Below are 25,116 nucleotides of genomic sequence, written 5' to 3' on the forward strand. Positions count from 1 at the left end.
GCTTCCTCCGCATCCTCGATCGTGTTCACGTTGCGCGCGGCGGCGGGGCGCCGCCCCGGGTCAGCGGCCGTCGGTCCGGACGGTGCGGTGACCGGGCCGGTCACCACTGCGGGGCCGGTGTCCCTCGCGGGCCTTCCCGGACGGTTCCGGCCGTGCGCCCGCGGTGTCCTCGTCGAGGACCAGGACGCCCTCCTCGCCCCGGGTTCCGGGTACGGTGCCGCTCTCCTCGAAGGCGAAGTCCAGCTCGACGCCGAGCCGTTGTGCGATGCCCCGCAGCTGTTCCAGATGGCCGCCGGCCTCGTGGCACCGTTCGTCGTCCAGGGCGAGCGCGGCGGCGTCGCGCGCCCCGGGCGCCTCGCGGCGCATGGTGGCCACCCGCGCGTGCTCGCCGTCCAGGGCGATGCGCAGCCAGTGCCCGGCGCCCCAGCCCGGCGGCGTCCAGTCGAAACGGACGAGCCGGCCGTGCGGGTGCGAGGCGGTGGCCGGCCGGCCGTCGAAGCGGTCCGTGCCGGAGATCGCGAGCAGCAGCATCCGTTCGACGTACCGGCGTTCCAGCTCCGCCAGCCGCTCCGACACCCGGTCGTCCACCTGCTGCTGCTCGTGGGGTTCCAGCCGGCGGTCCTCGTCGAGCACCCGGCGCAGCAGCGCGGTCTCGGCGGGGGCCGGCGGCAGCGGCTGTGTGCCCTGCGGGGCCGTGGTCTCCAGGAAGTGGAGTTGTGCGGCGGCCCGTTCCCCGGCGGCCCGGCGGTCTTGGACGGCTCGGTTGGTGGCGGCGACGAAGCGGCGTGCCTCACGCAGGTGGGTACGGGCCTTGAGCGGCCGGGTCGCGGCGGCGGCGAGCGCGTGCCGCACCGCGGCCGCGGCCGGTTCGGCGTCCTCGGCCGTGGCGGCCACGTCGAGCCGGGCGAGCAGTTCGGCCCCGATCCGCACGGCGTCCTCGTGCCGCAGTTCCTCGGCGGCGGGCGGCTGCGGCAGGGCCTCGTCCTCCCGGCGTGCGGCGGAGGGATCCGCGTCCCGCCCGGCGTCCGGCCGCGACCGGTGCTCGTGCAGCACAAGGGCGCGCCGGGCCCGCAGTTCACGCTGCCAGGCGTCGTCCTGCGGACCGGTGAAGGCGTTCCGGCTCTCCCGCAGGACCCATTCGGCGTGCGCGGCCTCGGCGTGCCGCATCCGGTCGTCCAGCACGGCCAGCCGCTCACGCAGCCGGGCCAGTGGCATGCCCACCGGGGAGAGGGGTCCGGGGAGGCCGGGAGCCGGCGGCGGCGGAGTCCCGGGCGGGGCCGTCCGGGCGGCCCGTCGCACCCGTGCGAGCAGTGCCGCCCGCCGTGCGTTCGCCCGCGCGGCGGCGAAGGCGGCGACCTCCCACTGCCGGGCCGCGGTGGCGGACGCCTCCTGGCGGCGTTCGAGACATGCCTGTTCCTCGGCGGCCCGTACGGCCGCCGCCGCGAGGACCTGGGTGGTGACGAGGGCGGCCCGTCCGGCCAGCAGCGCCCCGCTGAGCGCCCCCAGGGCGACGGCCGCCGGGGCGAGGAGCTCGTGCAGACCCTGGGCCGCCGCGTCGCCCAGGTGCCCGGCGGCCTGGTGGACCGCGTCCGCGACCCCCGGCACGTGGGCGACGTCGGGGTGCGCGAGGGTCTGGGCGTGCGAGACGAGGTCGCCGACCGGCTGGGCGGCTGGCGCGTAGTCGACCGCGGGGAGCACCTCGCCGATCGCGGGCAGGGCGGTTCCTACGCTCATCGGTCTCCTCCACGGGGCGGCGGACGGTGCGTCCGGTACAGGGGGGCCGGGCCCGCGGGCACGATGCCCCGCGGGCGGCCGGTGCGGTCCGCGGCCCGCCGGGTGCGCAGCCGGCTCAGCTCCCGGCGCCAGGAGACCGCGCGGTGCACCGTCCAGACGGCGAGTGCGGCGACGGTGCCGATCGGCCAGACCCAGGGCGCGACGGTGACCGCGTAGATCCCCAGGGCCACCGCCCCGGCCAGCAGCGCGGCCGACGGCAGCAGGGTGCGCAGGCCGCGGGACCGGGCGAACCGGGCGGGGCCTTCCGACGTGGCGATCAGCCGTCCGGCGAGCGACCGCCGGGGATGGTACTGGGGCGGGCCGACGTACGCGGCGGCCGACAGCTCCAGGGCGAACACCGCGGCGGCGGCGGGCAGGGCCTGTGCCCAGGCGAGTACGACCGCCTGCTGGGAGGCCCGGCCGAGGACATCGGCGAGGCCGATCACGAACCCCCACGGCACGGTGGCCAGGGTCGCGCCGAGCAGCGCCCAGCCCAGCATCGCCGGGCGCTCCAGCCGGCGCAGCCAGACAACGGTGGCGTCCCGGTCGGCGGCCAGCAGCCGGGCGGCCTCCGCCTCGGCCAGCTCCGTGTGGCGCGCCGCGGCCTCGTCGGCGGCGGCGCCGGCCAGCAGCCGTGCGGCCAGCAGCCGCAGGGTGTCGTCCGGATCGGCGGCGAGCCGGGTGTACCAGTCGACGGGCGCGGCCAGGCCGGCCCGCACCGCTTCGGCCCCCCGTGTCAGTTCCGCCGTGAACCGCCCCGGCTCGTGGGCGAGGCGCAGCAGCATCGCGTCGACGGCGTCGGTGCGGCGCAGCCGGGCGCGGGCGGAGCCGCGGTCGCGGGGGCCGCCGCGCGACAGGATCTCGTCCGTCAGCGGCCGCCAGGCGGCCCGGTGCGCGAGCCACCGCCGGTGGACCTCGTCGAGTCCCGCGCCGCCCGGACGTTCGGCGAGCAGGGGCAGCAGCTCGTGCCGGAGGAGATCGGTCAGTACCGCGCGGGCCTCGGCGTCGCCGTCCGCGACCGCCCCGGCCAGCTGCCGGATGCCCAGGGTGTCGAGGGGGACCCCGTGGTGGGACACCTCCAGCCGCGGGCCCAGCCAGTTGATCAGCCGTGTGACGGTCCGGGCGTCCGGTGGCTCGGCGAGTTCCGTGCGCAGGGCGACGAGCCGTTCGTTCTCCTCGGAGTCACGGCCCGGTGAGTCGATGAACTGCCCCAGCCACTCGACGAGTTCGGCCCGTCGGCCCCGGCGGGCCAGCAGCCGTGCGGTGGCCAGCCGGTTGACGTCCAGGAGGCGGGCCAGCTCCTCGGCGCCGGTGACCTCCCGGCCCATGAAGGGGAAGGGGAGCAGCGTGCGCCGGGGCGGGAGGTCGCGCGGCGCGGCGCCGTAGGTGCGGGGCGCGACCGGCGGGGATTCCCCCCGCAGCCAGGCCGCCACCTGCTCGCCGCCCCAGCGGTGCTCGGGGGCGCGGGTGAGCAGGCCCTGGCAGAGCGTCAGCAGGCGGGGGTCGGTGACCAGGGGGAGTTCGGGGTCGTGGGTGGCGACCTCGGTGAGCACCTCCTCGTCGCCGCGGAAGTCGATCGGGTGGCTGCCGCCGGCCAGTTCGGCGACGACCATGCCGAACGACCACCAGTCGACGGCGGGGGTGACCGCCTGCCGGTGCGGGGCCGCCTCCGGCGCCAGGTAGAGCGGTTTGCCCACCCAGCCGCTGCGGCGCGGCCGGTCGTGCTGGGGCTCGTGCACCGCCGCACCGAAGTCGATCAGCACCAGCTCGGGACGGTCCTCGTTCTGGATCCGCACCATGATGTTGTCGGGTGTCACGTCGCGGTGGACGATGTCCCGCGCGTGCACCGCGACCAGCGCCGCGTGGAGCTGTTCCACGACGGCCCGGACCAGGGCGGGCGGCAGCGGCCCGGGCCGGTCGGCCCGGTAGCGGGCGAGGTCGGTCTCGCCGTACGAGAGGCTCAGGTCGTAGGGGTGACCGTCGGCGGTGCCGCTCTCCAGCAGCCCGGCGACCGGCCCGCCCGGCCCTTCGGCCAGGATGCGGCGGACGCCGGGGTCGGGGCCGAACCGGTGGTGGTACCACTTCAGTACGAGGGGGACGTCGGCGGACGCGTGCCGGGCCTCCCGGTCCTTGACCCGCAGCACCACGGCCTGGGACGGCCGTTGGACGCTGCTCAGCACCTGGGTGAGGTCGAAGCGTGCGCCCAGCGCGGCCGGTACCCGGTCCAGCCCCCTGCGGCTCTCCGCGTCACGCGGATCGCGGTGGCCGGTCCCGGCGTCGTCGGTCTCGACCTCCGTGGGCGGCGGAACGGTCATGCGGCATCCCTTCCGGTGACGGGGCCGGGCCGGGCGGGGACGGTGGCCGTGCCGCCCGGCCGGGCAAGGTTGTGGAGACGCTCTCCCGCGCACGGGCGGGCGGGCATATCGTGTCGGCCATGAGCCAGGAGACCCATCCCTCCTCGTCCGCTCCAGAGCCCGACGGGCCCATCTCCCCGGAGACATCGCGCACTTCCGGTACGGCCGGGGATCCCGGCGGGCCGCCCCGTGCCGGAGGCCGGACGCTTCCGCCGCTGCCCGGTGCCGAACGGCTGGCCGCCGAGCTGCGGGCCCTGCGCAGACCGGGTCTGTCCGGCCTGCGCACCCTGCGGCCCGAGGCCCTGGTCAGAGTGGCCGTCGCCGCGGGTCTGTGCGGGGGTTCCGGTGACGAGGCCGCCGGAGTGGAGATGCTGCTGAAGGCCGGGGTGCGGCATCTCGGCGGCCGTACGCTCTCCGCCGACGGCACCCGGGGCGACCCCCTCGCCAGGGCGGCGGCCCACACCTTCGGGCTGCTGCCGGACCGGCGCGGTGTTTCTGGCCAGGAACGCCGCAAGGCCGCGGCGGCCGTCTACGGCGTCACGTCCGAACGCTTCCGCAAGAGCCAGGAGCAGGAGGTGATCGCGCAACTGGCGCTCGCGGTACTGACGGTGGCCCGGTCGGCCATCACCGGACCGCCCCCGCCGACCACGGCCGGTCCGGAAGAGGTGGTCCCGTCCGTGCGGACACCGGACCCGGTGCCCGACCCGCCGACCCGGCTGACCGGACCACCGCTGCCGGCCGCCGCCCGGCACCGCGTCACCGTGCACGTCGCGTCGATCGAACTGCTGCGGGACATCGACATCCTGGTGTCCTCGGAGAACATCTACCTGGAGATGTCCAAGACGTTCCGCTCCACCGTCTCCGGATCGCTGCGCAGGGCCGCCGCGATACGTGACGAGGCCGGCGAGACGGTCGACGACGTCCTCGCCCGTGAACTGGTCGAGTGGATGCGGGCACACGGCCGGGCCGGGCTCCCGGTGCGCCCCGGCACCGTGGTCCCGACCTCGCCGGGAGCCCTCGCCGAGCGCGGTGTGCGCCGCATCCACCACGCGGCCGTCGCTTCCCCCACGAGCGACGGACACGGCTACCGGGTCGATCCGCACGTCCTCGCGGAGGCGGTCTCGGCCAGCTTCCGGCTGGCCCGCGCGGAACGCGACAGGTACGACCCGCCGCTCTCCTCGCTCTGCTTCCCGCTGCTCGGAGCGGGGCACGGACTGCCACCGGAGAAGGCGGCGCGCTGGCTGTGCTGGGCCGTTCACGAGGAGCTGAGCCGCGATCCGTCGTGGACGGTGCACCTGGTGGCCCAGCGCCCCGAGCTGGCGAAACTGCTCACGGACGCCAGCTCCGCTCCCTGAGTCGTAGCCCACGTTCTCTCAACCACCTTTCGAAGTACCGGAGTTCGCCTCTGCGTGGTACGCCGAGCAGGCGTACCGCGAGAGGCCCTGCCGGCCCGCCGGACGTCCGGGCCGGCTCCACGACGATCTGTACCGCCGGTCCGTCCGCCTCCCGGTCCAGGTGCGGCGCGTACCGGACCCGGCCGAGGCCGGTGCACGGCGTCAGCCGCTGGTTCGCCGAGCCGCGCCACACCAGCCCGGTCGGTTCGGCGAGCCGGAAGCGTCCGGTCACCACCGCGTCCGCGGTCGCCAGGGCGGCACGCCGGGCGGTGTCCAGCTCGGACTCCTCGTAGCCGGTGTAGACCAGCAGGTCGGCGGGGAGCCCGTCGTCGGTCGCACCGGGGCGGGTCCACGCGGAACGCAGCCGGGCGGCGCCCAGCAGCAGCTCCGCCAGGGCCGCGGGCTGGGCGAGCGGCTCGCCGCCGCTCACCGTCAGGCCCGCCGCGCCGCGGTCGAGCGCGGACCGCCACAGCTCCAACAGCGCCTCCACGTCCATGGCTTCACCCGACCCGGCATCCCAGGTGTGCCGTGACATGCAACCGGGGCACGCCAGTGGACAGCCCTGGAGCCAGATGCCCAGCCGCCGGCCCGGTCCCAGCGTGTCCAGCGGGAAGTGCGTCCCGCTGACCCTGATCCGCATCCGACCCCCCCTTCCTGCCGGGCCGTCCGCTCCGGCGGCGCCGAGCGGGCGCCAAGGACGCCCTCGAAATCGAGTATCGAGGCAGGGACCGGACCGCGGCACATTTCTTCCGGTGGATTTCCGGGCGATTCCGGGTGGGGTCCGGTCGCTTCCCGGGCCGATTCCGGATGTGTTCCGGGAAATGTGCGCGGAGCCGAATGCGCAGGCAGAAGGCCGGGGATTTCCCTTGTCCGGTCGGCTACGCTCCGTTCCCCGATTCAGCTTCGGGGCCCTTCCGGCGAACGCGCCAGGAGCGGGTGCGGTGGGAGCGAAGGACCGAACCCGCGCCGTGCGGAAAAGGGCCCGGCCGAGCGTGCTCGAACGGAGAAAAGGCGGTTGCCGGAAGGCGGCTGCACGGGGGAAGGGGATTCCGCCATGAGAATCGACACGAATCGTTTCAGTAGTTCGGCCCGCTATGCGTGGCGCGGCCGGATCACCGCATTCCACGACAGGTATCAGGGACGGAAGGACGCGCCCGGCCTGCGGGCCCGGCTCGTTTCACCTGTGCGCCCGGACGCCCTGCTGCGGGACGCCGCCGATCCGCGTCCGGAACTGCTGACGCCCCATGTGCTGGGGATACGGGCGAGTGCGTCGCGCGGGGCCGACCAGTTGCGCTCGCGGCTGCTGCACGACGAGCGCGAGCTGTGCGCGCGGATCCACGCCGAGTCCGTGCGGGTGGTCACCCAGTACGAAGTGCGGCAGGCTCCCGCACCGGCCGCACTCGCCCGGTACGGCGAACTCATCGGTGTGTGGCGGGCCGCGGCGGGTGTGTGCCGGGGCCGGGCCGCCGTCCTGACCCACGAGGCGAACCAGCGGCTCGCCCACTACTGGGCGGCCGTCCTGACGAGCCTTCGGCCGCTGCCGCAGGAGCCGTTCCCGATGGACCACCCGCACCGGCTGCCCGGCCACATCACGCTCGACGAGTCCTGGCAGCACACCGATGACTGGCTCCGGGTGGACGGCGGGCTGTGGCCCGCCCCGGCCCGGGGCCGGACCGATCACCCGGTGACCCGGGCGCTGGCCATCCTCGACGAGCAGCCCGTACGGGGCGCGGCCCCCGGCACACCGCGCGGGGCGGCGACGGGCCCGGGACGGGGGCGCGGATGACCCGCCCGACCCCGGCTCCCGCACCGGCGTTGCGGGCCGTCACCGGGCCGCCCGTCGCAGCCGCAGGGCCGGTCACCGCCGCGCCGTCCGTCGTATCGGGACGGTCGGCCGTTGCCGCGCCGTCCGTCGCATCGGCACGGTCGGCCGTCGTCGCACCGTCCGCCGCACCGGCACCGCCCGTCGTACCGGCACAGGCACCGCCCGCCGTACCGGCACCGCCCGCCGCACCAGAACGGCCCGCCGCACCGGCATCACCCGCCGCACCCGCAAGGCCGGTCACCACCGGCGGCGTCCAGCAGACCGTGAACCTTCGTACGAACACGGAGAGAGCCATGAACGTGCCCCACCCGCCCGGCCGTTCGTCCGCGACCGGGGTGCCGCGCCGGTCCGGCCGCTTCCGGCGCACCGTCCCGGCCCTGGCGCTCGCCGCGTCTCTCGCGGCCCTCGCCGGCTGTTCCTCGTCCACCGAGGACGGCGATCTCCGCACACCGTGCGGGCTGGTCGTCGACGGTTCGGGTTCCGGCGCGGCCGGCGGCCGGGGCTTCGACGCCGAGGCCAAGCTCAAGGCCACGCTCGTCCCCTTCCTGACCGAACGGCACTGCGGAACGCTGTCGTTCGCCCCGGTCACCCGCTCTTCACAGACCTCCTCCTGCCGGGTCGGGGACATCGATCTCGACCCGCCGGGGGACGAGATGTCCGACCGCGACAGCATGCGCAGGTCGGCGCGGCTCCAGGCGGCCCAGGGCGCGCTCACCATGCTGAAGTGCGCCCGTACGCAAGGGGGTTCGGACGTGCTCGGGGCCCTGGCGCGAATCGGTGGCGCCGTCCCGTCCGGGAAGGGGACGCCGAGTCTGCTGGTGGTGAGCGACTTCGAGCAGGCCGACAGGGAGTTCACGCTCAGGGTGCGCGAGATCGAGACGGAGGAGACCCGGGAGCGGGCCGTCGACACCCTGCTCGGCGACCGGGGCGTACCGGGAATCGCCGGGATGGACGTCTACCCCGTCGGCTACGGCATGAGCCACGACGCGAAGCCGAGCGAGTACCGGCTGTTCGACGCGTTCTGGTCCGAGATCCTGAGCGGGAGGGCGAAGGCGCATGTCCACGACGACTACCGGAAGTGATCCCGAGGAGCCGCGCCGTCGGCGCCTCAGGGTTCCGGGGCCGCTGCGTGCCGCGACCGGACGCCGGGACGCGGACCGCCGGTCGGCGGAACCGGAGGCGGGGCCCCGGCGCCGCCCGCTGGTACTGACGGACCGGCAGCAGCGCCGCCTGATCGAGGGCGCCCGCAAGCGCGGGGCCGGGGCGGTCGTGGGCCGCGGCCGGTTCGCCGTGCGTGGCCGGGCCGCCCGGTCGGGCGCGCTCGACCCCTGGGTGCTCGACAGCGGGGGCAGGGTGCCCTATTTCGCCGAACTCGCCTCCGTACGCGACGTGTTGCAGGAGAAGCTGTGGGAGCAGGCGGCGGACGTGGAGGCGGCGGAGCTGCTTCGGGACGATCGTGCCAGGGCGGACGTGGAAGCGGCCGAGGTGGAGAGCCGGCTGCGGGACGAGCTGTTGCGGGAGGCCGACGACCAGGTCCGGTCGTCCTGGCGGGAGTTGAACCGGCTCGCGGCCCGGGCGGTGCGGTGGGAGAGGTTCCGGGACAGTGTCCGGGAGCGGGTCGAACTCCGCTGGATCCAGGCCAGGTTCCCCGACGCGGAGGCGGGCCGGGACGGCGGTGCGCTCTCCCGCCCGGCCGGGGCTCCGCCCGGGGGCCGGGCCGGCCAGGATCCCGACGGGCGGAGCGGGCCCGCGCAGGCGCCGGACGCCGCCCCGGACGCCGGCCCGGATGCCGGCCCGGCCGACGACGACTGGCAGTCGATCGACCCCACCGGGGAGCCGGACACCCGCCGGCCGCCCGCCGGCCGGGGCGCCGCTCCGGGGGAGGAGCCGGAGCCGCAGCCCCTCGGCGGCCTGGTCCCGCCGCCCGATCCGGGCTGGGAGGGCATGCCCGAACGTCCGGGCATGCCCGCGTGGCTGACCTGGGCCATGCTCCTGGCCATCGCTGCGGTCGAGATCCCGATCTACTGGATCGCCTTCCAGCCCTTCCACGGCAAGGGCAGCGCGGGCAGCGACGTCCTGTCCGGCACCCTGGCGATCTCCACCGCCGTGCTGATGGTGCTCCTGCCGCACCTCGCGGGGCGGACCGTGCGCAGCCGCGCGGCGACCGGATCGATCAAGGCCGCCGTCCTGCCGGCGCTGGCCCTCATGGGCGTCTGGGGGTTCTCCGGCTGGGCCCTGGGCGATCTGCGGGCCAAGCTGGTGCTCCAGCACCCCGACAGCGTCGACGTCCCGGGGAATGTCAGTGATTTCAACGGTGCGGAGGGCCTCGGCGTACGGCGGACGTTGGTGGACAACCTCCATCTGACCCCGCACACCATCACCTGGATGTTCGTGGCCCTGCTCTTCCTGTCCGGCGGCATCGGTTTCCTGCTGGGGCTGCTCAGGGAGCACCCCTACCTGGACGCGTACCGAGCGGCGCTGGAACGCCGGGCCAACAGGTTCCGGCAGCGGGAGGAGGCCCGTGCAGGCGCCGACCGGGCCCGCTCGCTCGCCCGGACGGCATCGGACCGTTCGGCCCGGCGCCAGGAGGCCGTGGACGCCCGGGTCCGGGCCACGGACGATCTGTACGAGGCGGCGGCCCATGCCTTTTTGCAGGGGGCGATGGAGCGGTCGAGTGATCCCGCGGTGACCGAGGCGGCGATGAAGCTCTCCGCCACCTGGCCGCTGCTGCCGCGCCGTCCCCGGCCTCCGGTCCGTCCGGGCTCATGACACGGGCGCGGGCCCGCACGACCGTGTGCGGGCCCGCTCCCGTGTCATGCCCGGTCGATCACGCGTCGCGTACGACCGTCACCGGGCAGGGCGACGGTCGATCACGCGTCGCGTACGACGGTCACCGGGCACGGCGCGTGCTGGGTGACGTGGAGGCTGACCGAGCCGAGCAGGGTCGCCTTGAAGCCGCTGTAGCCGCGCGCCCCCACCACGAGCAGGTTCGCCCCCTTGGCGCGGTCCAGCAGGGACTGGGCCGGGTTGCCGATGACCACGATCTTGCTGACCGCCGCGGCCCCCTCGGCGCCCAGGGCCTCCTCCAGCGTCTCGGTGAGGGCCACGGTCGCCAGGGCCTGCGGGTCGAAGTCCTCCGGCATGCCGGGCATCATCGACGCCCAGCTCGTCGCGGGGTACTCCCAGCTGTTGACCGCCTCCACCGTGTCACCGGTCAGCTCCGCCTGGCGTACGGCCCAGTGCAGCGCCTTGATCGACGACTCGGAGCCGTCCACGCCCACCACGATCCTGCCCATCTCTGCCTCCAGCTCGGTTCGGCTCAGTGCGCAGAGGCGCCGTACGTATCGAAAACCTCGCACGGCGCATCTTTCGCTCCAACTCTAATCAAACCGGACAGAGCTTCGAGCGGCAGGGCCTCAGTCCAGGCGAAGGTCGGCGAGCTGCTGCTCGAACGGCACCACCTCGTCGTCCAGCCCGAGGGTCCGCCGCGCCCCGGAGGCCGCCCGGCCGCCCGTGATCATGGTCGCCAGCTCGCCGCCCGCCCGCCGGATGCGGGAGGGCAGCCCGTCGGTGTACTCGTCGCCGGACGAGCCCCAGTCCTCCGAGGCCGCGTACACGGACGTCGGTACGACGGTGGCCCGCAGATAGGCGAAGAGCGGGCGCATCGCGTGCTCCAGGACCAGCGAGTGGCGGGCGGTGCCGCCGGTCGCCGCGACGACGACCGGCTTGCCGGTCAGCGCCGTGTTGTCGATCAGGTCGAAGAACGACTTGAACAGCCCGCTGTACGACGCGGTGAACACGGGCGAGACGGCGATCAGGCCGTCCGCCTCCGTCACCTCCTTGATCGCCCCGTCCAGGGCGGCCGGCGGGAACCCGGTGACCAGGTGGTTGGCGATGTCGACGGCCAGGTCGCGCAGTTCGATCACCCGGACCTCGACCGCGCGGTCCTGCTCGGCCAGCAGCCGCTCACGGGCGGCGCCGGCCAGCCGCTCGGCCAGCAGCCGGGTCGAGGACGGGCTGCTCAGCCCGGCCGAGACGGCGACGATGCGCAGCGGTTCGGTCGCGAAAACACCGGACGTGGTGGACACGGTGATCAGCCCTCCTTCGTGGCGGCGGGGGTGGCGGTGCGGGCGGCGACGGCCGGGTGGACGGGCGCGGAGTCCGGGACCCCGGCCGGGCGCAGCGCGGCGAACTCCTTGCGCAGCACCGGGACGACCTCCTCGCCGAGGATGTCGAGCTGCTCCAGGACCGTCTTCAGCGGCAGTCCCGCGTGGTCCATCAGGAACAGCTGGCGCTGGTAGTCGCCGACGGCGTCCCGGAAGGACAGGGTCCGCTCGATGACCTCCTGCGGGGAGCCGACGGTCAGCGGGGTCTGCTCGGTGAAGTCCTCCATCGAGGGTCCGTGCCCGTAGACCGGCGCGTTGTCGAAGTACGGGCGGAACTCCCGTACCGCGTCCTGCGAGTTCTTCCGCATGAACACCTGGCCGCCGAGGCCGACGATGGCCTGTTCGGCGGTGCCGTGCCCGTAGTGCGCGTACCGCTGCCGGTACAGGTTCACCATCTTCTTGGTGTGCTCGATGGGCCAGAAGATGTTGTTGTGGAAGAAGCCGTCGCCGTAGTACGCGGCCTGCTCGGCGATCTCCGGCGAGCGGATCGAGCCGTGCCAGACGAACGGCGGGACGCCGTCCAGCGGGCGCGGGGTCGCGGTGAAGGACTGGAGCGGCGTACGGAACTTGCCCTCCCAGTCGACGACGTCCTCGCGCCACAGCTTGTGCAGCAGGGCGTAGTTCTCGATGGCGAGCGGGATGCCCTGCCGGATGTCCTTGCCGAACCAGGGGTAGACCGGGCCGGTGTTGCCGCGGCCCATCATCAGGTCGACGCGGCCGTCCGCGAGGTGCTGGAGCGTCGCGTAGTCCTCGGCGATCTTCACCGGGTCGTTGGTGGTGATCAGCGTGGTGGACGTGGACAGGATCAGGTTCTCGGTGCGGGCGGCGATGTAGCCGAGCGTGGTCGTCGGCGAGGACGGCACGAAGGGCGGGTTGTGGTGCTCGCCGGTGGCGAAGACGTCCAGGCCGACCTCCTCCGCCTTCAGGGCGATGGCGATCGTGGCCTTGATCCGCTCGTGCTCGCTCGGCGTCCGGCCGGTCGTCGGGTCGGTGGTGACATCCCCGACGGTGAAGATCCCGAACTGCATGGCGCCCGCCTCCAGAAACCTAGTGTTGTTGAACGTTGAACTATGTGAACACACCCTACAACGGAGCACCACCCTGACCTATTCCACGAGGGGCGCTCCGGGGCACTGCGTACGCTGGACGGGATGCGCGGGACCAGAAACGGCCCGCGCCCGGCAAAGGCGGGACAGTGAGCGAGGGAAGCGAGAGCGAGCGCTGGAAGGAGCGCGGCGTGGCGCTGCGCGTATTCGTCTACGTCTTCGCCACACACCTCTTCGCCGGTTTCATCTGGATCCTGTTCTACGTCGGCGAGCACGCGAAGAAGTAGTGAAGTGAGCGGGGCAGGGGTGGGTGCGGGGGACATGGACGGCACCGTCCCGGCGTAGGGCTGGAGAGAGGCGTTCGGCGAGATCCCGGGGCAGTCGTAGGACGGACGGCGGAGAGCGGTGCGCCCCGTGACCGATGCGGACGAGAACCCCGCCCGCCTACGCTGCGGGCCCGGGTGCGCACAGGGCGCTCCCGCCGCCAGGCAGGAGGCCCGCCGTGCCGTTCACGGGACAGACCCACATCCGCATCGCCCGGCCGTCCCGCGACCTGGCCGCCGCCGAACGGTTCTGGGCGGACGGCCTCGGGCTGGACGTGCTGTGGCGCGCCGAGGCGGAGCGGGAGCCCGGTACCCACGACCTCTTGATGATGGGCCACCCGGACGCCCCCTGGCACCTGGAACTCGTCCACGGCGGCGAACCCCGCCCCACCGAGGAGGACCTGCTCGTCCTCTACCTGGACGGCCCCGTCCCCCAGGAACTGGTGGACCGCCTGGAGGAACACGGCGGCCGACGGGTCGCGTCGCCGAACCCGTACTGGAACGAGTGGGGCGTCACCGTGGCGGACCCGGACGGCTACCGGCTCGTCCTGTGCCGGCGCGGGTGGAGCAACTCCTGACAGCGTGGCGTGGGCGCGACCCGATGGAATGATAGTCACTGGGTATCATTGCGCCATGCTGTATGAGATGCAACGCCTGGATTCGTCCGACCTTCGGGTCCTGGAGCAGATCAACGCCCTGCGCGAACAGCTGCGGAACGCGGTGCAGCAGGCTCCGATGAAGTGGACTCTCGATCTGCGCAAGGCCCTGACGGCCAGTGCCATCGCGGCGTCCAACACGATCGAGGGCTACCGCGTCGATGCCGTGGATGTCGCCGACCTGATGGACGGCGAGCGCGAGGTCGAGGCCAGTGACGAGAACAAGGCGGAGACGCTGGCCTGCCAACAGGCCATGACGTATATCCAGTCACTGCACGATGTGACCGACTTCCGATACAACAAGGAACTCCTCAACAGTCTGCACTGGATGCTCCAGGGGCATCACCACCCCCGCGAGCTCGCCGGGCAGTGGCGCAGGACCTCGATCCGTATCACCGCGCCGGGAGACGAGCTCGCCACCGATTACGAGGGCCCCGACCAGGATCGGGTTCCTGGTCTCATGAGCGAGCTCGTGGACTGGCTCAACGAAGGCGACCTGGACAGTCATGTGCTGCTCCGTGCTGCCATGGCCCATCTGAACCTGGTGAAGATCCACCCATGGTCCGACGGCAACGGCCGTATGTCCCGCTCGCTGCAGACCCTTCTCATCGCACGTGGTGGTGTGCTCGCCTCCGAGTTCTCCTCGATCGAGGAATGGCTGGGCATGCCGGGTAACACCTGGGAGTACTACAAGGTGCTGCGAGAGGTCGGAGGACCGGTCTGGTCGCCGGAGCGCCACACCTTGCCCTGGATCAAGTTCAACCTGCTCGCCTACCACCAGCAGACCCAGCGCGTGCAACGCCGTGTCGACCGTTCCAACGACTGCTGGGTGCAGCTGATGGAGGAGACAGGCACACACGGAGTCACGGAGCGGCAGGTCACCGCTTTGCACGAGGTGGCCATGGTCGGCCGGGTGCGGCGCAGCCGCTACGAGAAGGCGGAGTCGATCAACACGCAGCAGGCCACGCGCGATCTGCAGGCACTCACCAAGGCGCGGTTGCTGACGGCCGTGGGCCGGACAAAAGGCCGCCACTACGTCGCCGGACCGCGGTTCCCGGAACGGGTGCTGGCCACGGCGCACCGGCGGCACACCATCAGCGACCCGTATGCCCTGTGATCTCGTGGCGCCGCAGCCTCTCCCGCCCACGGCCGCCGAGCCTCTCCCGGGTGCCACGGGCGTTCTCGGTCCCGTTCCGCAGCCCGGACCCCTCCGAACAGGCATCGGCCCGCGGAAGCGGTGAAGCAGTGCGGACGGTCCGTCGTCCCGCCCGACCGCCTGTGCGTGAGATCACGGTGCCCGGCGGGGGCTGCGCTCCCTACGATGCGTGGTAGATGCAGCTGTTCCGTGCATCACCTGCCCTGTTCAAGGAGACGGATCCCGTGACCACAGGCGTCGCCGCGCGCGAGAGCTACTACGAGCGGACGGGCGAACACTCCTACAAGCCAACGGCTCACGCCGGGGGCGCGTGGAGCACCGACGAACAGCACTTCAGCCCGCTGGCCGGGCTCGTCGCGCACGCCCTCGAACGGCACCTCGCGACGCGGCCGGGGAACCTCGTGCTCGCCAGGATCAGCTACGACATCCTCGGCCGCATCGCCCTCGACGAGTGCGAGATCACCGTCGAGACCGTTCGTCCCGGCCGGACCATCGAACTCCTCGAAGCGACCGTGACCATCGGCGGCCGTCCGGTCGTCCGCGCCCGTGCCTGGCTGCTGGCGTCCCTGGACACCTCCGCCGTCGCCGACAGTCCCCACGAGCGCCTCCCCGCTCCCGAGGACCTCATTCCCTGGGCGATGAGCGAGAGGTGGGACGGAGGCTTCGTCTCGTCCGTGGACGTCCGTCGAACGCCTCAGCTCCGCACCGGACGCACGGGGGCCTGGGTGTCCTCGCCCCTCGGCCTGGTCGCGGGCGAGGAGATCAGCTCCCTCGCCTCGTACATCGCGCTGGTGGACATCGCGAACGGCATCGCCGTACAGCAGGACCCCACCGCGTGGATGTTCCCCAACCTCGACCTGACGATCCACCTGCACAGACAGCCGGAAGGACCGTGGACCGGACTGGACACCACCACCACGTTCGGGCCGTCGGGACAGGGACTCACCAGCAGCGTCCTGCATGACGTCCGAGGACCCGTCGGCCACGCCGAACAGATCCTCACTGTCCGCCCGTTGTCCGGCGACTGAACCGCTATTCACGGCCGTTGCGCGGCGAAGTGCCTGCTCAGGCAGGCCCTGACGCCGCCGCCACAGCGCCGGCTCGCGTACCGGGGGCGAGCCGGCGCTGCCGAAATGCCGCCGAAAGGCGCATGGCCTCTCTCAGCTGTCGCGGGCGATCTCCTCGGCCTTGCGGTACAGCGCGGCCTTCATGTCCGCCATGCGTGCCGGGTCGGGGCGTGGATGAACCCAGCGGTTGCGGTGGAAGGCGGTTCGCGGCATCGGGGCGCTCCGCAGGAATTCGCTGAACGCTCCGTCCGCCCAAGGCGGCACCCAGGCCCCCGACCGGCAGACGAAGACCAGATCGAACGACACGGCCGGGGGCGTGCCGTCGTCGATGGTCATCGTGACGGGAACGAGCGGGGATTCCGGTGGTCGGGCCGGCGACTCGCGCCAGGGCGGGAAGTGGACATGGAGATCCGAGCCCGCCCACGCATGGGCGAGCATCCAGTTCTCGCACCGGATGCCGTCGCCGGATTCCTTCCAGGCGTCGAAGCTGTCGTGGTTCGTCCGGTACCCGGCATCGTGGTGGGCGTCGTACAGGTGGACCGAATCCCAGGCGGGCGCTTGCGCTCCGAGGTCGGACGGCCAGAGGTGAGCCGCCCACGCGTTGCTGTCGGCGTACGTGAGGGACGTGCCGGGAGCGAAGGTGAAGCGCTCCCAGAAGCCCTGCCATCCCTCCACCTGCGGCAGGTCGATCCCCGCAGCCCGGAAGTCCCGGAGTCTGGCCTCCCAGATGGTTTCCGTGTGGAACTCGTCCTCGGTCACCGGCCAGTTGAAGAGTTCGTCGTGCGGGCCCCGGGGGCCACCGGCGGCCGGGGTGGGAAAGAAGAAATCCCAGTCGACGACCAGGAGATTCATGCGCGGAGTCTCTTTCGAGCGGGTGAGGTCCCCGGCCGGAACCGGGGACCTGCTTCTGCCGTTGATCGGTCGCCGGTGATCAGTGGTCGGGTGAGCCGCTACCCCCGTTGCCGTCGCCGTCCTCGATGTCGGTGTCGTCCGACCCGTGGCCCCCGTTGTCCCCGCCCGATACGGTTGCCTGGCGCGTCAGTGCTTCTTTGAAGGTCACGCTGTCGCCTCCTCAAGTCACCAGGACAGGGCGGATTCCCTGCCCTGCCGTGCACTTGCAGCCCGCCCCCGGACGGTCTTGCCGGACATCCCGGGGGCGGGACCTCAGCCGCCCTCGCCATTGGTGCGGGGCCTTGGGGCGAGGGCGGAACCCTGGAAGGAATTCACTTCGGGTGGCAGTCGCGGCAGGTGATGCAGCAACGGGGAAACCACTGAACGGTGCTGCCGAAGACGGCGATCTCGCGTGCGCCCAAGTTCACGGCGGTGCGCGCCGACAGAGCTGCTGAGCACCACACGCAGCGCACACCGCGCTGCTGCTCCCGCGAGAGCGTGGCCACGGGCGGCAACTCACTGGGGTCATCGGGGCCGGTCATCCGATCTCCCCAGGCTGGCGCCGGCGCACCGTCCTCATGCCGATGGCTGCTCCAAGCACGGCGGATCGGTCAGCCGCCCGGAGGGTTTCCACGGTGGTGAATGGATCGACGCCCACAGCATCGACGCCCACAGCTTCGTACAACTCGGGTCTTTGGGTCATGAACGGGACAGTAGAAGTGGCCTGTTGGGGCAGGCCAGGCAATGTTCTCGAATGTTCTCGGAGGCCGGTCGAATGTTCTTGTGTGGTCTCGCGAGAGGGACGTCACGATGTAGAAGAGAGGCTGTATGGGCGGTGATGCTGGTGGCAACCATCCCCGTCCCTGGGAGACGACATGGCACGACGGCTGCGGTTCAACGGCACGGACAGTAAGAACGGTGGATGCCCGGCGATTCATGATGACCTCGACTCCGGAGAGATCATTGTCCAGGGAGCACCCCTCGCCGAGCCCGAGGACCTCGCTCAGCTTCAGCACTTCGGCCCCGACGACGTGGCGGTGGTGGTTCCACGCGAACTCCTTGTCAACCACGGACCGAAAGAGATGGACCGCGTGTCCAAGCTGATCGGCCCGGAAGAGTTCGGAAAGTTCTTCCACCACTTCGAGCATTCGGCCTGGCACCTGGAAACCCGCCGCGGTTACGCCTCCGACCGAGAAGACGAGGGATACGCAGCCTTCCTCGCGACCGGCGAGGCACCGATGGACCTGGACAGCGAGTGGTGCCAGAACATCCGGCGGCAGACGTCGGCCGGGAAGTACGTCGGCCGTGTCCGCGTCGTCGACAACCCGCCGACTGTGGGACAGCTCTTCCTGCTGAGCTACGCCCGCTGCAACGCGGCGACAGGCGAGGACGCCCGGAACTTGTGGCGCGAGGACGCCGAGGCGGTGCACCTTCCGGCTCAGGACTTCTGGATCTTCGACAGTCGACTCGTCGCCGTCCTCCGCTTCGACGACGATGACGTCCTCGGCGACGTCGAGATCATCACCGAGCCGGCCTCCGTGCTGCGGTACTGCCAGGCTCGGGACGCCGCCGTCCACGCGTCCGTCGCGGCCGACGAGTTCGCGGCGCGGTTCGACATGAAGGGCTGACCCAGGACCGGTGAGCACGGACTACCAGCAGGCGCGAGAATCCCTCGGTCTCCGCCTGCGAGAGCTACGGCTCGCAGCGCCGGGCGGCCGGCTCACCGGTACTCGGCTCGCACAGAGGCTCGGGTGGCCGCACTCCAAAATTTACAAGCTGGAGGGTGGCCGCCAGACCGCAACAAGCGAAGATCTGCGGGTATGGGCCGAAGCGGTCGGCCGGCCGGACGTGGCTGAGGAACTGACCGCCCGCCTGCGAGGGTTCGAGTTACACATCAGGTCGTGGCGCCGACAGCTCGCCTCAGGGCACAAGCCCGTCCAGGACACGTGGAACCTTGAGGTCGGCCGCTCCCACGTCATCCACGCGTGGGAAGAGTCCGTGATTCCCGGCATGCTTCAGACCGCCGACTACGCCCGCGCGATGTTCCTGCGGTACTCCGATCTGCACGGCACGGCCCGTGACGCCGATGAGGCGGTAAGGGCCCGCATGCAGCGCCAGGAGTGGCTGTACGAGACCGGGCGCAAACTCCGTGCCCTGGTGTGGGAGGCCGCCCTCCACGCGCTGGTCTGTCCGCCGCCCGTCCTCGCTGCGCAGCTCGACCGGCTCATGGGCATGGTGGGTATGGACACGGTCGAGTTGGGAGTCGTTCCACTCGGGGCGACGCTGAGGGTCCCGGCCGCGAACGGGTTCTGGGTCCTTGACGACAGGCTCGTCATCGCCGAGGACTGGCACGCCGAAATATGGCTCGACGATGCCGACAGCGTGGCCACCTACCTGCGGGTGTGGCACGCGCTGCGCGAGTCCGCCGTGTACGGGGCCGACGCGCAGAGCTTGATCAGCCGCGCGCAGCGCTCGTCGTGGTCGCGGTAACCCCTGTACGCACGAAGGCGCCCCTGCCCGGCTGCAGCGCCAGTTCGAGGGCATCCGCAATTGGTTCGGGATCGAGAGGAAGGGCTGACGGGTTGGGCTAAGACTCGGAGAAGGAGCCTGCCTTCAGTGCGGTCAGGAACGCTGACCAGCTGCCGTCGCGGAAGACGAGCAAGGGTCCGCGACTGCTCTTGCTGTCTCGCACGGGCGTGACGCCCTGGAGACCGTCGCAGACCTCAAGGCACTGCCCGTTGCCGCTGCTGTAGCTGCTCTTTCGCCATATGAGCTGCGTGGGATCGTGCTGCACTCTCAACACCTGCTCTCAGTCTCTCGCTTCTGTCACTCTAGCCAGCAGGCCAGCACTTTCGTTCGGCCCCAGGGCCACTGCCTGAAGATGTTCGAACATCGATTTGTAGCGTCGCATTTCCGCCTCGGACTCCAGGAAGAGATCGCCTGCGGGTGTGTCCACGTAGACCAGTTCCGGGTCTGCGGGATCCGGGAAATCCATGTGGACGAAGTTGCCCGTCATGCCTGCGTGAGCGCCCGTTTCGAACGGGATCACCTGGATGGTGACGTTGGGCTCTTCCGTCAGCTGGAGCAGGTGCCTCGCTTGTGCTCGCATCACTTCGCGTCCGCCTACGAGGCGTCTCACCGCGGCCTCGTCCACGATGGCCCAGAGCTGGAGCGGATCGTCCTTGACGAGCAACGCCTGCCGTTCCACGCGGGCTTGGACGCGTTGCTCCACTTCCCTCCTGCTCGCCGTCGGCAATACGCCTCTGACCACCGCGCGGGCGTAGGACTCAGTCTGCGCAAGTCCGGGAATGAAGAGAGACTCGTAGTTGCGGATGGTGCGAGCTTCGCTCTCGAAGCCGATGTAGGCGGTGTACTCCTCGGGCAACTCCGAGTGGTACGGACGTAGCCAGCCCTGATCGTTGGAACCGTTCTGGACTGCGAGGAGATCGGCACGCTGCGCCTCGTTGGCCGCGTAGAGATCCAGAAGAGCGATCAGAGTCCGCTTCTGCGGCCGGGCGCGTGCTTTCTCGACGCGGTAGAGGGTCGCCTCGTTGATGCCCGTCGCCTTGGCCACGTCTTCGCGCGTCAGGTCTGCTGCGGCTCGGAGCCGGCGTAGTTCGGCGGCCAGGCGGCGGAGCCTCACGGTGGGCGGTCGTTGTCGCTTCTCCGGCACGCTGCGTCCCTTCGCTGCCCGGGTGGTACCCGCGAGTGTGGATGGTCACTGCGCGACGCCTCAAGTCACCTCGAACGCATGGCAGTAGTACGCAATCCTTGCATTCTCGGTGTGGGCGGGAGCATGCTGAACATGCGCAGTCACCCTCTGTGGCGATTCGATCACGGCAGGGTTGCTGGGGTGGTTCGTGCTGCCTCAGCAAGGACCCCCGCGACCGTCCTACCGGTCCGGGGGCGTGGCCAACGCTTGCGAAGGAGCGTCAACGTGTTGAACCCTATCGTCCGATTTCTCGGATCACTCCGGTGTCTCTTAACCCGACGTCCGGGCGGGGAGCGGCAGGCGAGTGAGGTCGTACGGCCCTGCTTTCCTTTCCCTCCGAGGTCCCGACTCAGGTTCCAGAAGGCCGAGTTCGCTCGCTGGGAGCGTGCCGAGAACCGGTTCCGGCGGGAGCGGCGGCGGGTGTGGTGGCTGGCTCGGCAGGGGATCGAGGCGGGGCCGAGCCTGGTTCTCGGTGGGGTGGTGGGCCGGTGAGCGGGGCGGCGGATCGCGCTGTCGTGCTGCGTTGGAGCCGGCATCCGCGTTGTGTGTCGCTGGCCCGGGCGGAGTTGCGTATCGCGCTCGCGGGGTGGGGGCTCTCGGAGTGGGAGGAGTCTGCGGTGCTCGTGCTGTCGGAGTTGCTGACCAACGCGGGGCGGCATGCCCGGGTCTCGCCGGGGCGGGAGATCGAGACCCGGTTCCGGCCGCTGGGCGGCGGGGTGCGGATCGAGGTGCACGATGCCTCGGACGTGCCGCCGGAGGCGCGCGAGCCGGAGCCCGGTGCGTGTGGCGGGCGGGGGCTGGTGCTGGTCGACGCGCTGGCGGACCGGTGGGGGTACGGGGCGCGGCGCGGGCCGGGAAAGGTCGTGTGGGCGGAGTTCGGGTCCGTTACCATCGGGCCATGACCTCCGTACCGTGCCGAAACTGGTGGCGCTCCTTCTAGGAGCGGCCGCCTCCCTCAGCACGGAATCAGGGCCGTTCGATATGGACGGCCCTTTTCGCTGCCCTCGTACGGGTACGGATGCCGGTGATCACGGCGGGCCGTCCTCCACGCAACCACCATCGCGAGGAGAGAGAACCAATGAGCACAGCCACCGCCACAGCCACCGCCACCGCGACCACCGCCGAGCTGGAGGCGCGGATCCGGCAGGCCCCGGAGACGTTCCGGGTGATGACCGGGGACCGGCCCACCGGACCCCTGCACCTCGGGCACTACTTCGGCACGCTGCACAACCGGGTGCGGCTCCAGGAGCTCGGGGTGGACGTGTTCGTGATCATCGCGGACTACCAGGTGCTCACCGACCGGGACGTCGCCGACCGGCTCGGCGCGTACATGGAGGGGATGCTGCTGGACTATCTGGCCGTCGGCATCGACCCGGCGCGTTCCACGGTCTTCAACCACAGCGCCGTGCCCGCGCTCAATCAGCTGATGCTGCCGTTCCTGAGCCTGGTCTCCGTCGCCGAGCTGAACCGCAATCCCACCGTCAAGGACGAGATCGCGCACTCCCGGCAGTCCGCCGTCAGCGGGCTGATGTTCACCTATCCCGTGCACCAGGCGGCCGACATCCTGTTCTGCAAGGGGAACCTGGTGCCGGTCGGGCAGGACCAGCTGCCGCACCTCGAAGTCACGCGGACCGTCGCCCGGCGCTTCAACGAGCGGTACGGGGCGGTCTTCCCGGAGCCGGACGCGCTGCTCTCCGCCGCACCGCTGCTGCTCGGCACCGACGGCACCAAGATGAGCAAGAGCCGGGGCAACTCCATCGCGCTGGGCGCCGACGCGGACGAGACCGCCCGGCTGATCAAGGGGGCGACGACGGATGCCGAGCGGCACATCACGTACGACCCCGAGAACCGGCCCGGGGTTTCCTCGCTGGTGCTGCTGGCAGCGCTCTGCCTGGACCGGGAACCGCAGGCCGTGGCGGAGGAGATCGGTGGGGGTGGTGCCGCCGCCCTCAAGCGGACCGTGACCGAGGCGGTCAACAGCCGGATGGCGCCGATCCGGGCCCGGCGGGCGGAGTACGCGCGGGACATGGGGTACGTACGGTCGGTGCTCCGGGCCGGGAACGAGCGCGCCAACGAGATCGCGACGGCGACGCTGGACGAGGTGCGTGGGGTGATGGGGACGTGAACAGGCTCGGCCTTCGACCTCGGGGTCCGGGCGTGCGGGCCGGGCCTGGCGGCCCGGCCCTTCATTCCTGAGGAGTCACGTGCGCCCGGAGCCGCACGGCAGTGTCAACGCCGAGTCCGTGTGGAGCGTGATGCGCACCGGCTCGAAGGCGGTGGCGTCCACGGGCGGCTCCCCGGTGCCGGGATTCCGGGCGTAGCGCGGATGGGCGCCTCCGCTGATCTGCCAGCGTATGCGGTGACCGACGGCGAAGTGATGGGCGGTGGTGCTCATCGCCACGGTGACCCGCGAGGGAACGTCTTCGGTCGTCCGGAGCCGGCCGAGTCCGTCACAGATGTTGATGGAGCGGCCCTGCGGGTCCACGTCGCACAGGCGGGTGAAGACATCGGCGTGGCCGGTGTCCGTGGAGATGCTCAGCCGGGCGGAGACCGGGCCCAGGACGTCCAGCGGTTCGGTCAGCGGGGGGCCGGTGAACGTCAGGACGTCGTCCCGGGCCTCCAGGGTGCTGTTGTCGCGTGGGCCGGCGGTGCGGGAGAGCAGCGGGCCGCCGAGGGACGGTGTGGGGTCGGCCGGGTCGTAGCGGAATGACGCCAGGGGCGCGGAGTCCGTGGGGGCCTGCTGGGTGAGATGCCCGCCCGGGGCGGGGCACCACGAGGCCGCGGCCGCGGCCGGTGGCCATTCGGCGAGGTCCCGCCAGGCGGTCTCGCCCCCGATGTGCACGCGCACCGAGGTCGGGCGCAGGCCGGCGGGGTCGGCGCACAGGTGGGCGCGCAGCCAGGCGAGGCTCTCGGCGAACACCTCGGGCCAGCCCTGTTGCAGGGCGGAGGTGTGGGTCCAGGGGCCGACGAGCAGAGCGGTCTCGCATCCGCCCCGGCGCAGCCGGTCGTACTGCTCGAAGGTCTGGTCGACCAGCGCGTCGTGCCATCCGGTGATCAGAGCCGTGGGCACGCGGAGCCGCTCCGCCGGCTCCGCCGCCGACGCGCCGTGCCAGAACGTGTCCTCGGGGTCGGGGTGCGTCATCACGGCGTCCAGCCAGGGCACCTCGCCCCCGAGGGCGGACACGTACGCCCCGCGCAGCGGCCGCGCGGTGGTGGCGTCGCGCAGGCGGCGCTGAAGGCGCAGCGTCGCCCTGATGAACGGCCACATGCCCCGGTGCTGGTAGGTCATGCCCGTACCGACGGCGAGGGCGTTCTCCAGGCGGAGCACACCGTCCGCGTGGAACAGGGCGTAGGGATCGTGCAGGCCCACCTGCACCACCATCGCCTTCAGTTCCGGCGGCGGGTCCACGGCAAGGGCCCACTGCGTGTAGCCCAGGTAACTGGGACCGACGGTGCCCAGTGTTCCGTTGAACCAGGGCTGCTCGCGCAGCCACGACACCGTGGCCTGCCCGTCGGCGGCCTCGTTGCGCCACAGGTCGAACGCGCCTCCCGAGCCGCCGGTGCCGCGGCAGCTCTGCAGGACCACGTGAAAGCCCTGTTCGGCGAAGAGCAGGCCGTACTGGGGAGACCACGGCAGCCCACGGCCATAGGGGGAGCGGACCAGGAGAGTGGGGAAGTCGCCCTCCGCACGCGGGAAGTAGTGGTCCGTGACCAGTGGGCTTCCGTCGGCGGCCGGCACGGTCAGCCCCGGTTCCCACCCGACCTCGTGCCGTTTCGTCGGCAGGCCCCGCCAGGTCGCCCTCATCATCCGCGAGGACAGCGGGGGCTTTCCGGCGGGTGGCACCCGGGCGGGTCCGGCTGCGGCGTCGGGCATGCGTGGTGGCATCGCTCCTCCTTTATTCCGTACAGTGTACGAGAATAGAGGATGCTTGGATGATCTCCGCAGCAGCGGTCTCGACAACACGGGGAAGGAGCGGGCGACCGTGCCCCATGACGAGAAACCCGGAGCCGCGGGCGTCGATCCCGAACAGCTCTGGTTGCGTGCCACCGAGCCCCGCCGGGGCCGCAAGCCCTCCTTCAGCCGGGAGGCGATCGTCGTGGCAGCCGTCGCCATGGCGGACGCCGAAGGCATCGAAGCGGTCACCATGCGGCGGGTGGCGGCCCAGGTCGGCGCCGGCGTCATGTCGCTCTACAGCTACGCCCCCGACAAGGAGACCCTGCTGGAGCTGATGGTCGACCATGTCACCGGCGAACTCACGGCCACGGACCCGCCCAGCGGTGACTGGCGCACCGATCTGAGGACGATCGCCCATCTGCAGCGCGCCCACATGCTGCGGCACCCCTGGCTGCCCGCCGCTCTGTCCACCCGTCGCGTTCCGGGCCCCAACACGCTGGCCTTCCTGGAACATGCGCTCGCCGCCCTGCGGCCCACCGGGCTGGACGGTGCGGCGAAGCTGGAGGTCTTCGCCCAGCTGACCGCATTCGTGGCCGGACACGTCGCTCACGAGATCACGCAGGCCGCAGCCGCACGGTCTTTGGACCGGGTCGCGGCCGAGGCCCGCTACCTCGCCGCCGTCGCCGCCGACGGCCGCCATCCGGAACTCGCCGAAGTCCTCGCCGCCCCCGGACGCCCGCTCTCCGCCGAAGCCACCTTCGCCCGGTTCCTGGGCCGCCTGATCGACGGTCTCGACGCCGGCTGATGCCCCGCACCCGCAAGCGTGGTCGGCCGCATCCCCGCGGGAGGCGCGGTGGG

The 25,116-nt window shown here is 71.9% G+C and carries 25 protein-coding genes; 13 read left to right on the plus strand and 12 right to left on the minus strand.

Going from position 1 to position 25,116, the window contains the following annotated elements; all coding sequences use genetic code 11:
• Nucleotides 1-60 precede the first annotated feature (60 nt).
• Together ACGF8B_RS02030 and ACGF8B_RS02035 are read right to left on the minus strand one after the other, a co-directional pair.
• On the minus strand, nucleotides 61-1,734 hold the full coding sequence (locus tag ACGF8B_RS02030; protein WP_392733887.1) for a hypothetical protein: 1,674 nt from the start codon (nucleotides 1,732-1,734) through the stop codon (nucleotides 61-63).
• Complete coding sequence (locus tag ACGF8B_RS02035) at nucleotides 1,731-4,088, minus strand: protein kinase (protein ID WP_392733889.1); 2,358 nt, start codon at nucleotides 4,086-4,088, stop codon at nucleotides 1,731-1,733. The genes ACGF8B_RS02030 and ACGF8B_RS02035 overlap by 4 nt, the downstream gene beginning before the upstream one ends.
• A gap of 119 nt (nucleotides 4,089-4,207) precedes the next feature.
• Here ACGF8B_RS02035 and ACGF8B_RS02040 point away from each other — a divergent pair, with 119 nt between their 5' ends.
• A complete protein-coding gene (locus ACGF8B_RS02040) occupies nucleotides 4,208-5,482 on the plus strand; it encodes a macro domain-containing protein (protein WP_392733891.1) in 1,275 nt (424 codons plus the stop codon).
• Here the strand turns inward: ACGF8B_RS02040 and ACGF8B_RS02045 are convergent.
• Nucleotides 5,457-6,161 (minus strand): 4Fe-4S cluster-binding domain-containing protein, encoded by a 705-nt coding sequence (locus tag ACGF8B_RS02045; protein ID WP_392733893.1) that lies wholly within the window; start codon nucleotides 6,159-6,161, stop codon nucleotides 5,457-5,459. The genes ACGF8B_RS02040 and ACGF8B_RS02045 overlap by 26 nt on opposite strands.
• A 414-nt stretch (nucleotides 6,162-6,575) precedes the next feature.
• Between ACGF8B_RS02045 and ACGF8B_RS02050 the strand changes: the two genes are divergently transcribed.
• From ACGF8B_RS02050 to ACGF8B_RS02060, 3 genes are all read left to right on the plus strand, one after another.
• Nucleotides 6,576-7,307 carry a hypothetical protein gene (locus ACGF8B_RS02050; protein ID WP_392733895.1) on the plus strand — a complete coding sequence of 244 codons (732 nt, stop codon included), beginning with the start codon at nucleotides 6,576-6,578 and terminating at the stop codon, nucleotides 7,305-7,307.
• A 332-nt stretch (nucleotides 7,308-7,639) separates the two neighbouring features.
• Nucleotides 7,640-8,428 carry a hypothetical protein gene (locus ACGF8B_RS02055; RefSeq protein ID WP_392733897.1) on the plus strand — a complete coding sequence of 263 codons (789 nt, stop codon included), beginning with the start codon at nucleotides 7,640-7,642 and terminating at the stop codon, nucleotides 8,426-8,428.
• Nucleotides 8,403-10,115 (plus strand): hypothetical protein, encoded by a 1,713-nt coding sequence (locus tag ACGF8B_RS02060; protein WP_392733900.1) that lies wholly within the window; start codon nucleotides 8,403-8,405, stop codon nucleotides 10,113-10,115. Before ACGF8B_RS02055 ends, ACGF8B_RS02060 begins: the two co-directional genes overlap by 26 nt.
• 101 nt (nucleotides 10,116-10,216) lie before the next feature.
• On the opposite strand, the gene ACGF8B_RS02065 is transcribed toward ACGF8B_RS02060, so the two are convergent.
• The 3 genes from ACGF8B_RS02065 to ACGF8B_RS02075 form a co-directional block, all read right to left on the minus strand.
• Nucleotides 10,217-10,642 carry a universal stress protein gene (locus tag ACGF8B_RS02065; protein WP_266919125.1) on the minus strand — a complete coding sequence of 142 codons (426 nt, stop codon included), beginning with the start codon at nucleotides 10,640-10,642 and terminating at the stop codon, nucleotides 10,217-10,219.
• Nucleotides 10,643-10,762: 120 nt separating this feature from the next.
• Complete coding sequence (locus ACGF8B_RS02070) at nucleotides 10,763-11,434, minus strand: FMN reductase (protein WP_392733902.1); 672 nt, start codon at nucleotides 11,432-11,434, stop codon at nucleotides 10,763-10,765.
• Between the two features lie 5 nt (nucleotides 11,435-11,439).
• Nucleotides 11,440-12,540: an LLM class flavin-dependent oxidoreductase gene (locus tag ACGF8B_RS02075; RefSeq protein ID WP_392733904.1), complete on the minus strand. Its 1,101-nt coding sequence runs from the start codon at nucleotides 12,538-12,540 to the stop codon at nucleotides 11,440-11,442.
• A 167-nt stretch (nucleotides 12,541-12,707) separates the two neighbouring features.
• On the opposite strand from ACGF8B_RS02075, the gene ACGF8B_RS02080 reads away from it, so the two are divergent.
• The 4 genes from ACGF8B_RS02080 (at nucleotide 12,708) to ACGF8B_RS02095 (ending at nucleotide 15,721) form a co-directional block, all read left to right on the plus strand.
• Nucleotides 12,708-12,845 (plus strand): DUF6126 family protein, encoded by a 138-nt coding sequence (locus tag ACGF8B_RS02080; protein ID WP_164495278.1) that lies wholly within the window; start codon nucleotides 12,708-12,710, stop codon nucleotides 12,843-12,845.
• Nucleotides 12,846-13,060: 215 nt separating this feature from the next.
• Nucleotides 13,061-13,459 (plus strand): VOC family protein, encoded by a 399-nt coding sequence (locus ACGF8B_RS02085; RefSeq protein ID WP_392733906.1) that lies wholly within the window; start codon nucleotides 13,061-13,063, stop codon nucleotides 13,457-13,459.
• A 55-nt stretch (nucleotides 13,460-13,514) separates the two neighbouring features.
• The gene (locus tag ACGF8B_RS02090; protein ID WP_392733908.1) at nucleotides 13,515-14,654 is read left to right on the plus strand and encodes a Fic family protein; all 1,140 of its coding nucleotides are present in this window, start codon (nucleotides 13,515-13,517) and stop codon (nucleotides 14,652-14,654) included.
• A 263-nt stretch (nucleotides 14,655-14,917) separates the two neighbouring features.
• Entirely contained in the window at nucleotides 14,918-15,721 is an 804-nt protein-coding gene (locus ACGF8B_RS02095) for a thioesterase family protein (RefSeq protein WP_392733910.1), read from the plus strand.
• A gap of 132 nt (nucleotides 15,722-15,853) precedes the next feature.
• Here ACGF8B_RS02095 and ACGF8B_RS02100 read toward each other — a convergent pair whose 3' ends face one another.
• The 3 genes from ACGF8B_RS02100 to ACGF8B_RS02110 form a co-directional block, all read right to left on the minus strand.
• Nucleotides 15,854-16,612: a hypothetical protein gene (locus ACGF8B_RS02100; protein ID WP_392733912.1), complete on the minus strand. Its 759-nt coding sequence runs from the start codon at nucleotides 16,610-16,612 to the stop codon at nucleotides 15,854-15,856.
• Between the two features lie 79 nt (nucleotides 16,613-16,691).
• Nucleotides 16,692-16,820 (minus strand): hypothetical protein, encoded by a 129-nt coding sequence (locus ACGF8B_RS02105; RefSeq protein ID WP_392733914.1) that lies wholly within the window; start codon nucleotides 16,818-16,820, stop codon nucleotides 16,692-16,694.
• Nucleotides 16,821-16,983: 163 nt separating this feature from the next.
• On the minus strand, nucleotides 16,984-17,193 hold the full coding sequence (locus tag ACGF8B_RS02110; protein ID WP_392733916.1) for a hypothetical protein: 210 nt from the start codon (nucleotides 17,191-17,193) through the stop codon (nucleotides 16,984-16,986).
• A gap of 333 nt (nucleotides 17,194-17,526) precedes the next feature.
• Here ACGF8B_RS02110 and ACGF8B_RS02115 point away from each other — a divergent pair, with 333 nt between their 5' ends.
• The gene (locus tag ACGF8B_RS02115) at nucleotides 17,527-18,279 is read left to right on the plus strand and encodes a DUF6879 family protein (RefSeq protein ID WP_392733918.1); all 753 of its coding nucleotides are present in this window, start codon (nucleotides 17,527-17,529) and stop codon (nucleotides 18,277-18,279) included.
• Between the two features lie 10 nt (nucleotides 18,280-18,289).
• Nucleotides 18,290-19,141 (plus strand): DUF5753 domain-containing protein, encoded by an 852-nt coding sequence (locus ACGF8B_RS02120; protein WP_392733920.1) that lies wholly within the window; start codon nucleotides 18,290-18,292, stop codon nucleotides 19,139-19,141.
• 97 nt (nucleotides 19,142-19,238) lie between these two features.
• Here ACGF8B_RS02120 and ACGF8B_RS02125 read toward each other — a convergent pair whose 3' ends face one another.
• Together ACGF8B_RS02125 and ACGF8B_RS02130 are read right to left on the minus strand one after the other, a co-directional pair.
• The gene (locus tag ACGF8B_RS02125; protein ID WP_392733922.1) at nucleotides 19,239-19,454 is read right to left on the minus strand and encodes a DUF397 domain-containing protein; all 216 of its coding nucleotides are present in this window, start codon (nucleotides 19,452-19,454) and stop codon (nucleotides 19,239-19,241) included.
• Between the two features lie 6 nt (nucleotides 19,455-19,460).
• The gene (locus ACGF8B_RS02130) at nucleotides 19,461-20,324 is read right to left on the minus strand and encodes a helix-turn-helix domain-containing protein (RefSeq protein ID WP_392733924.1); all 864 of its coding nucleotides are present in this window, start codon (nucleotides 20,322-20,324) and stop codon (nucleotides 19,461-19,463) included.
• 554 nt (nucleotides 20,325-20,878) lie between these two features.
• Here ACGF8B_RS02130 and ACGF8B_RS02135 point away from each other — a divergent pair.
• Both ACGF8B_RS02135 and trpS read left to right on the plus strand, forming a co-directional pair.
• Nucleotides 20,879-21,265: an ATP-binding protein gene (locus tag ACGF8B_RS02135; protein WP_392733926.1), complete on the plus strand. Its 387-nt coding sequence runs from the start codon at nucleotides 20,879-20,881 to the stop codon at nucleotides 21,263-21,265.
• Nucleotides 21,266-21,441: 176 nt separating this feature from the next.
• Nucleotides 21,442-22,488, plus strand: coding sequence for a tryptophan--tRNA ligase (gene trpS, locus ACGF8B_RS02140; protein WP_392733927.1), 1,047 nt, complete (start codon nucleotides 21,442-21,444; stop codon nucleotides 22,486-22,488).
• 75 nt (nucleotides 22,489-22,563) lie between these two features.
• On the opposite strand, the gene ACGF8B_RS02145 is transcribed toward trpS, so the two are convergent.
• Complete coding sequence (locus ACGF8B_RS02145; protein WP_392734451.1) at nucleotides 22,564-24,168, minus strand: CocE/NonD family hydrolase; 1,605 nt, start codon at nucleotides 24,166-24,168, stop codon at nucleotides 22,564-22,566.
• Between the two features lie 178 nt (nucleotides 24,169-24,346).
• On the opposite strand from ACGF8B_RS02145, the gene ACGF8B_RS02150 reads away from it, so the two are divergent.
• The gene (locus ACGF8B_RS02150; protein WP_392734452.1) at nucleotides 24,347-25,063 is read left to right on the plus strand and encodes a TetR/AcrR family transcriptional regulator C-terminal domain-containing protein; all 717 of its coding nucleotides are present in this window, start codon (nucleotides 24,347-24,349) and stop codon (nucleotides 25,061-25,063) included.
• Nucleotides 25,064-25,116: the final 53 nt, after the last annotated feature.

It is taken from the genome of Streptomyces sp. NPDC047917, assembly GCF_043204345.1.
Classification (GTDB): domain Bacteria; phylum Actinomycetota; class Actinomycetes; order Streptomycetales; family Streptomycetaceae; genus Streptomyces; species Streptomyces sanglieri.

Excerpts from the sequence above, each read along its gene's own strand:
- ACGF8B_RS02030 (WP_392733887.1), bottom strand. The coding sequence starts at position 1,734 with ATGAGCGTAGGAACCGCCCTGCCCGCGATCGGCGAGGTGCTCCCCGCG.
- ACGF8B_RS02035 (WP_392733889.1), bottom strand. The coding sequence starts at position 4,088 with ATGACCGTTCCGCCGCCCACGGAGGTCGAGACCGACGACGCCGGGACC.
- ACGF8B_RS02040 (WP_392733891.1), top strand. The coding sequence starts at position 4,208 with ATGAGCCAGGAGACCCATCCCTCCTCGTCCGCTCCAGAGCCCGACGGG.
- ACGF8B_RS02045 (WP_392733893.1), bottom strand. The coding sequence starts at position 6,161 with ATGCGGATCAGGGTCAGCGGGACGCACTTCCCGCTGGACACGCTGGGA.
- ACGF8B_RS02050 (WP_392733895.1), top strand. The coding sequence starts at position 6,576 with ATGAGAATCGACACGAATCGTTTCAGTAGTTCGGCCCGCTATGCGTGG.
- ACGF8B_RS02055 (WP_392733897.1), top strand. The coding sequence starts at position 7,640 with ATGAACGTGCCCCACCCGCCCGGCCGTTCGTCCGCGACCGGGGTGCCG.
- ACGF8B_RS02060 (WP_392733900.1), top strand. The coding sequence starts at position 8,403 with ATGTCCACGACGACTACCGGAAGTGATCCCGAGGAGCCGCGCCGTCGG.
- ACGF8B_RS02065 (WP_266919125.1), bottom strand. The coding sequence starts at position 10,642 with ATGGGCAGGATCGTGGTGGGCGTGGACGGCTCCGAGTCGTCGATCAAG.
- ACGF8B_RS02075 (WP_392733904.1), bottom strand. The coding sequence starts at position 12,540 with ATGCAGTTCGGGATCTTCACCGTCGGGGATGTCACCACCGACCCGACG.
- ACGF8B_RS02090 (WP_392733908.1), top strand. The coding sequence starts at position 13,515 with ATGCTGTATGAGATGCAACGCCTGGATTCGTCCGACCTTCGGGTCCTG.
- ACGF8B_RS02100 (WP_392733912.1), bottom strand. The coding sequence starts at position 16,612 with ATGAATCTCCTGGTCGTCGACTGGGATTTCTTCTTTCCCACCCCGGCC.
- ACGF8B_RS02110 (WP_392733916.1), bottom strand. The coding sequence starts at position 17,193 with ATGACCGGCCCCGATGACCCCAGTGAGTTGCCGCCCGTGGCCACGCTC.
- ACGF8B_RS02115 (WP_392733918.1), top strand. The coding sequence starts at position 17,527 with ATGGCACGACGGCTGCGGTTCAACGGCACGGACAGTAAGAACGGTGGA.
- trpS (WP_392733927.1), top strand. The coding sequence starts at position 21,442 with ATGAGCACAGCCACCGCCACAGCCACCGCCACCGCGACCACCGCCGAG.
- ACGF8B_RS02145 (WP_392734451.1), bottom strand. The coding sequence starts at position 24,168 with ATGAGGGCGACCTGGCGGGGCCTGCCGACGAAACGGCACGAGGTCGGG.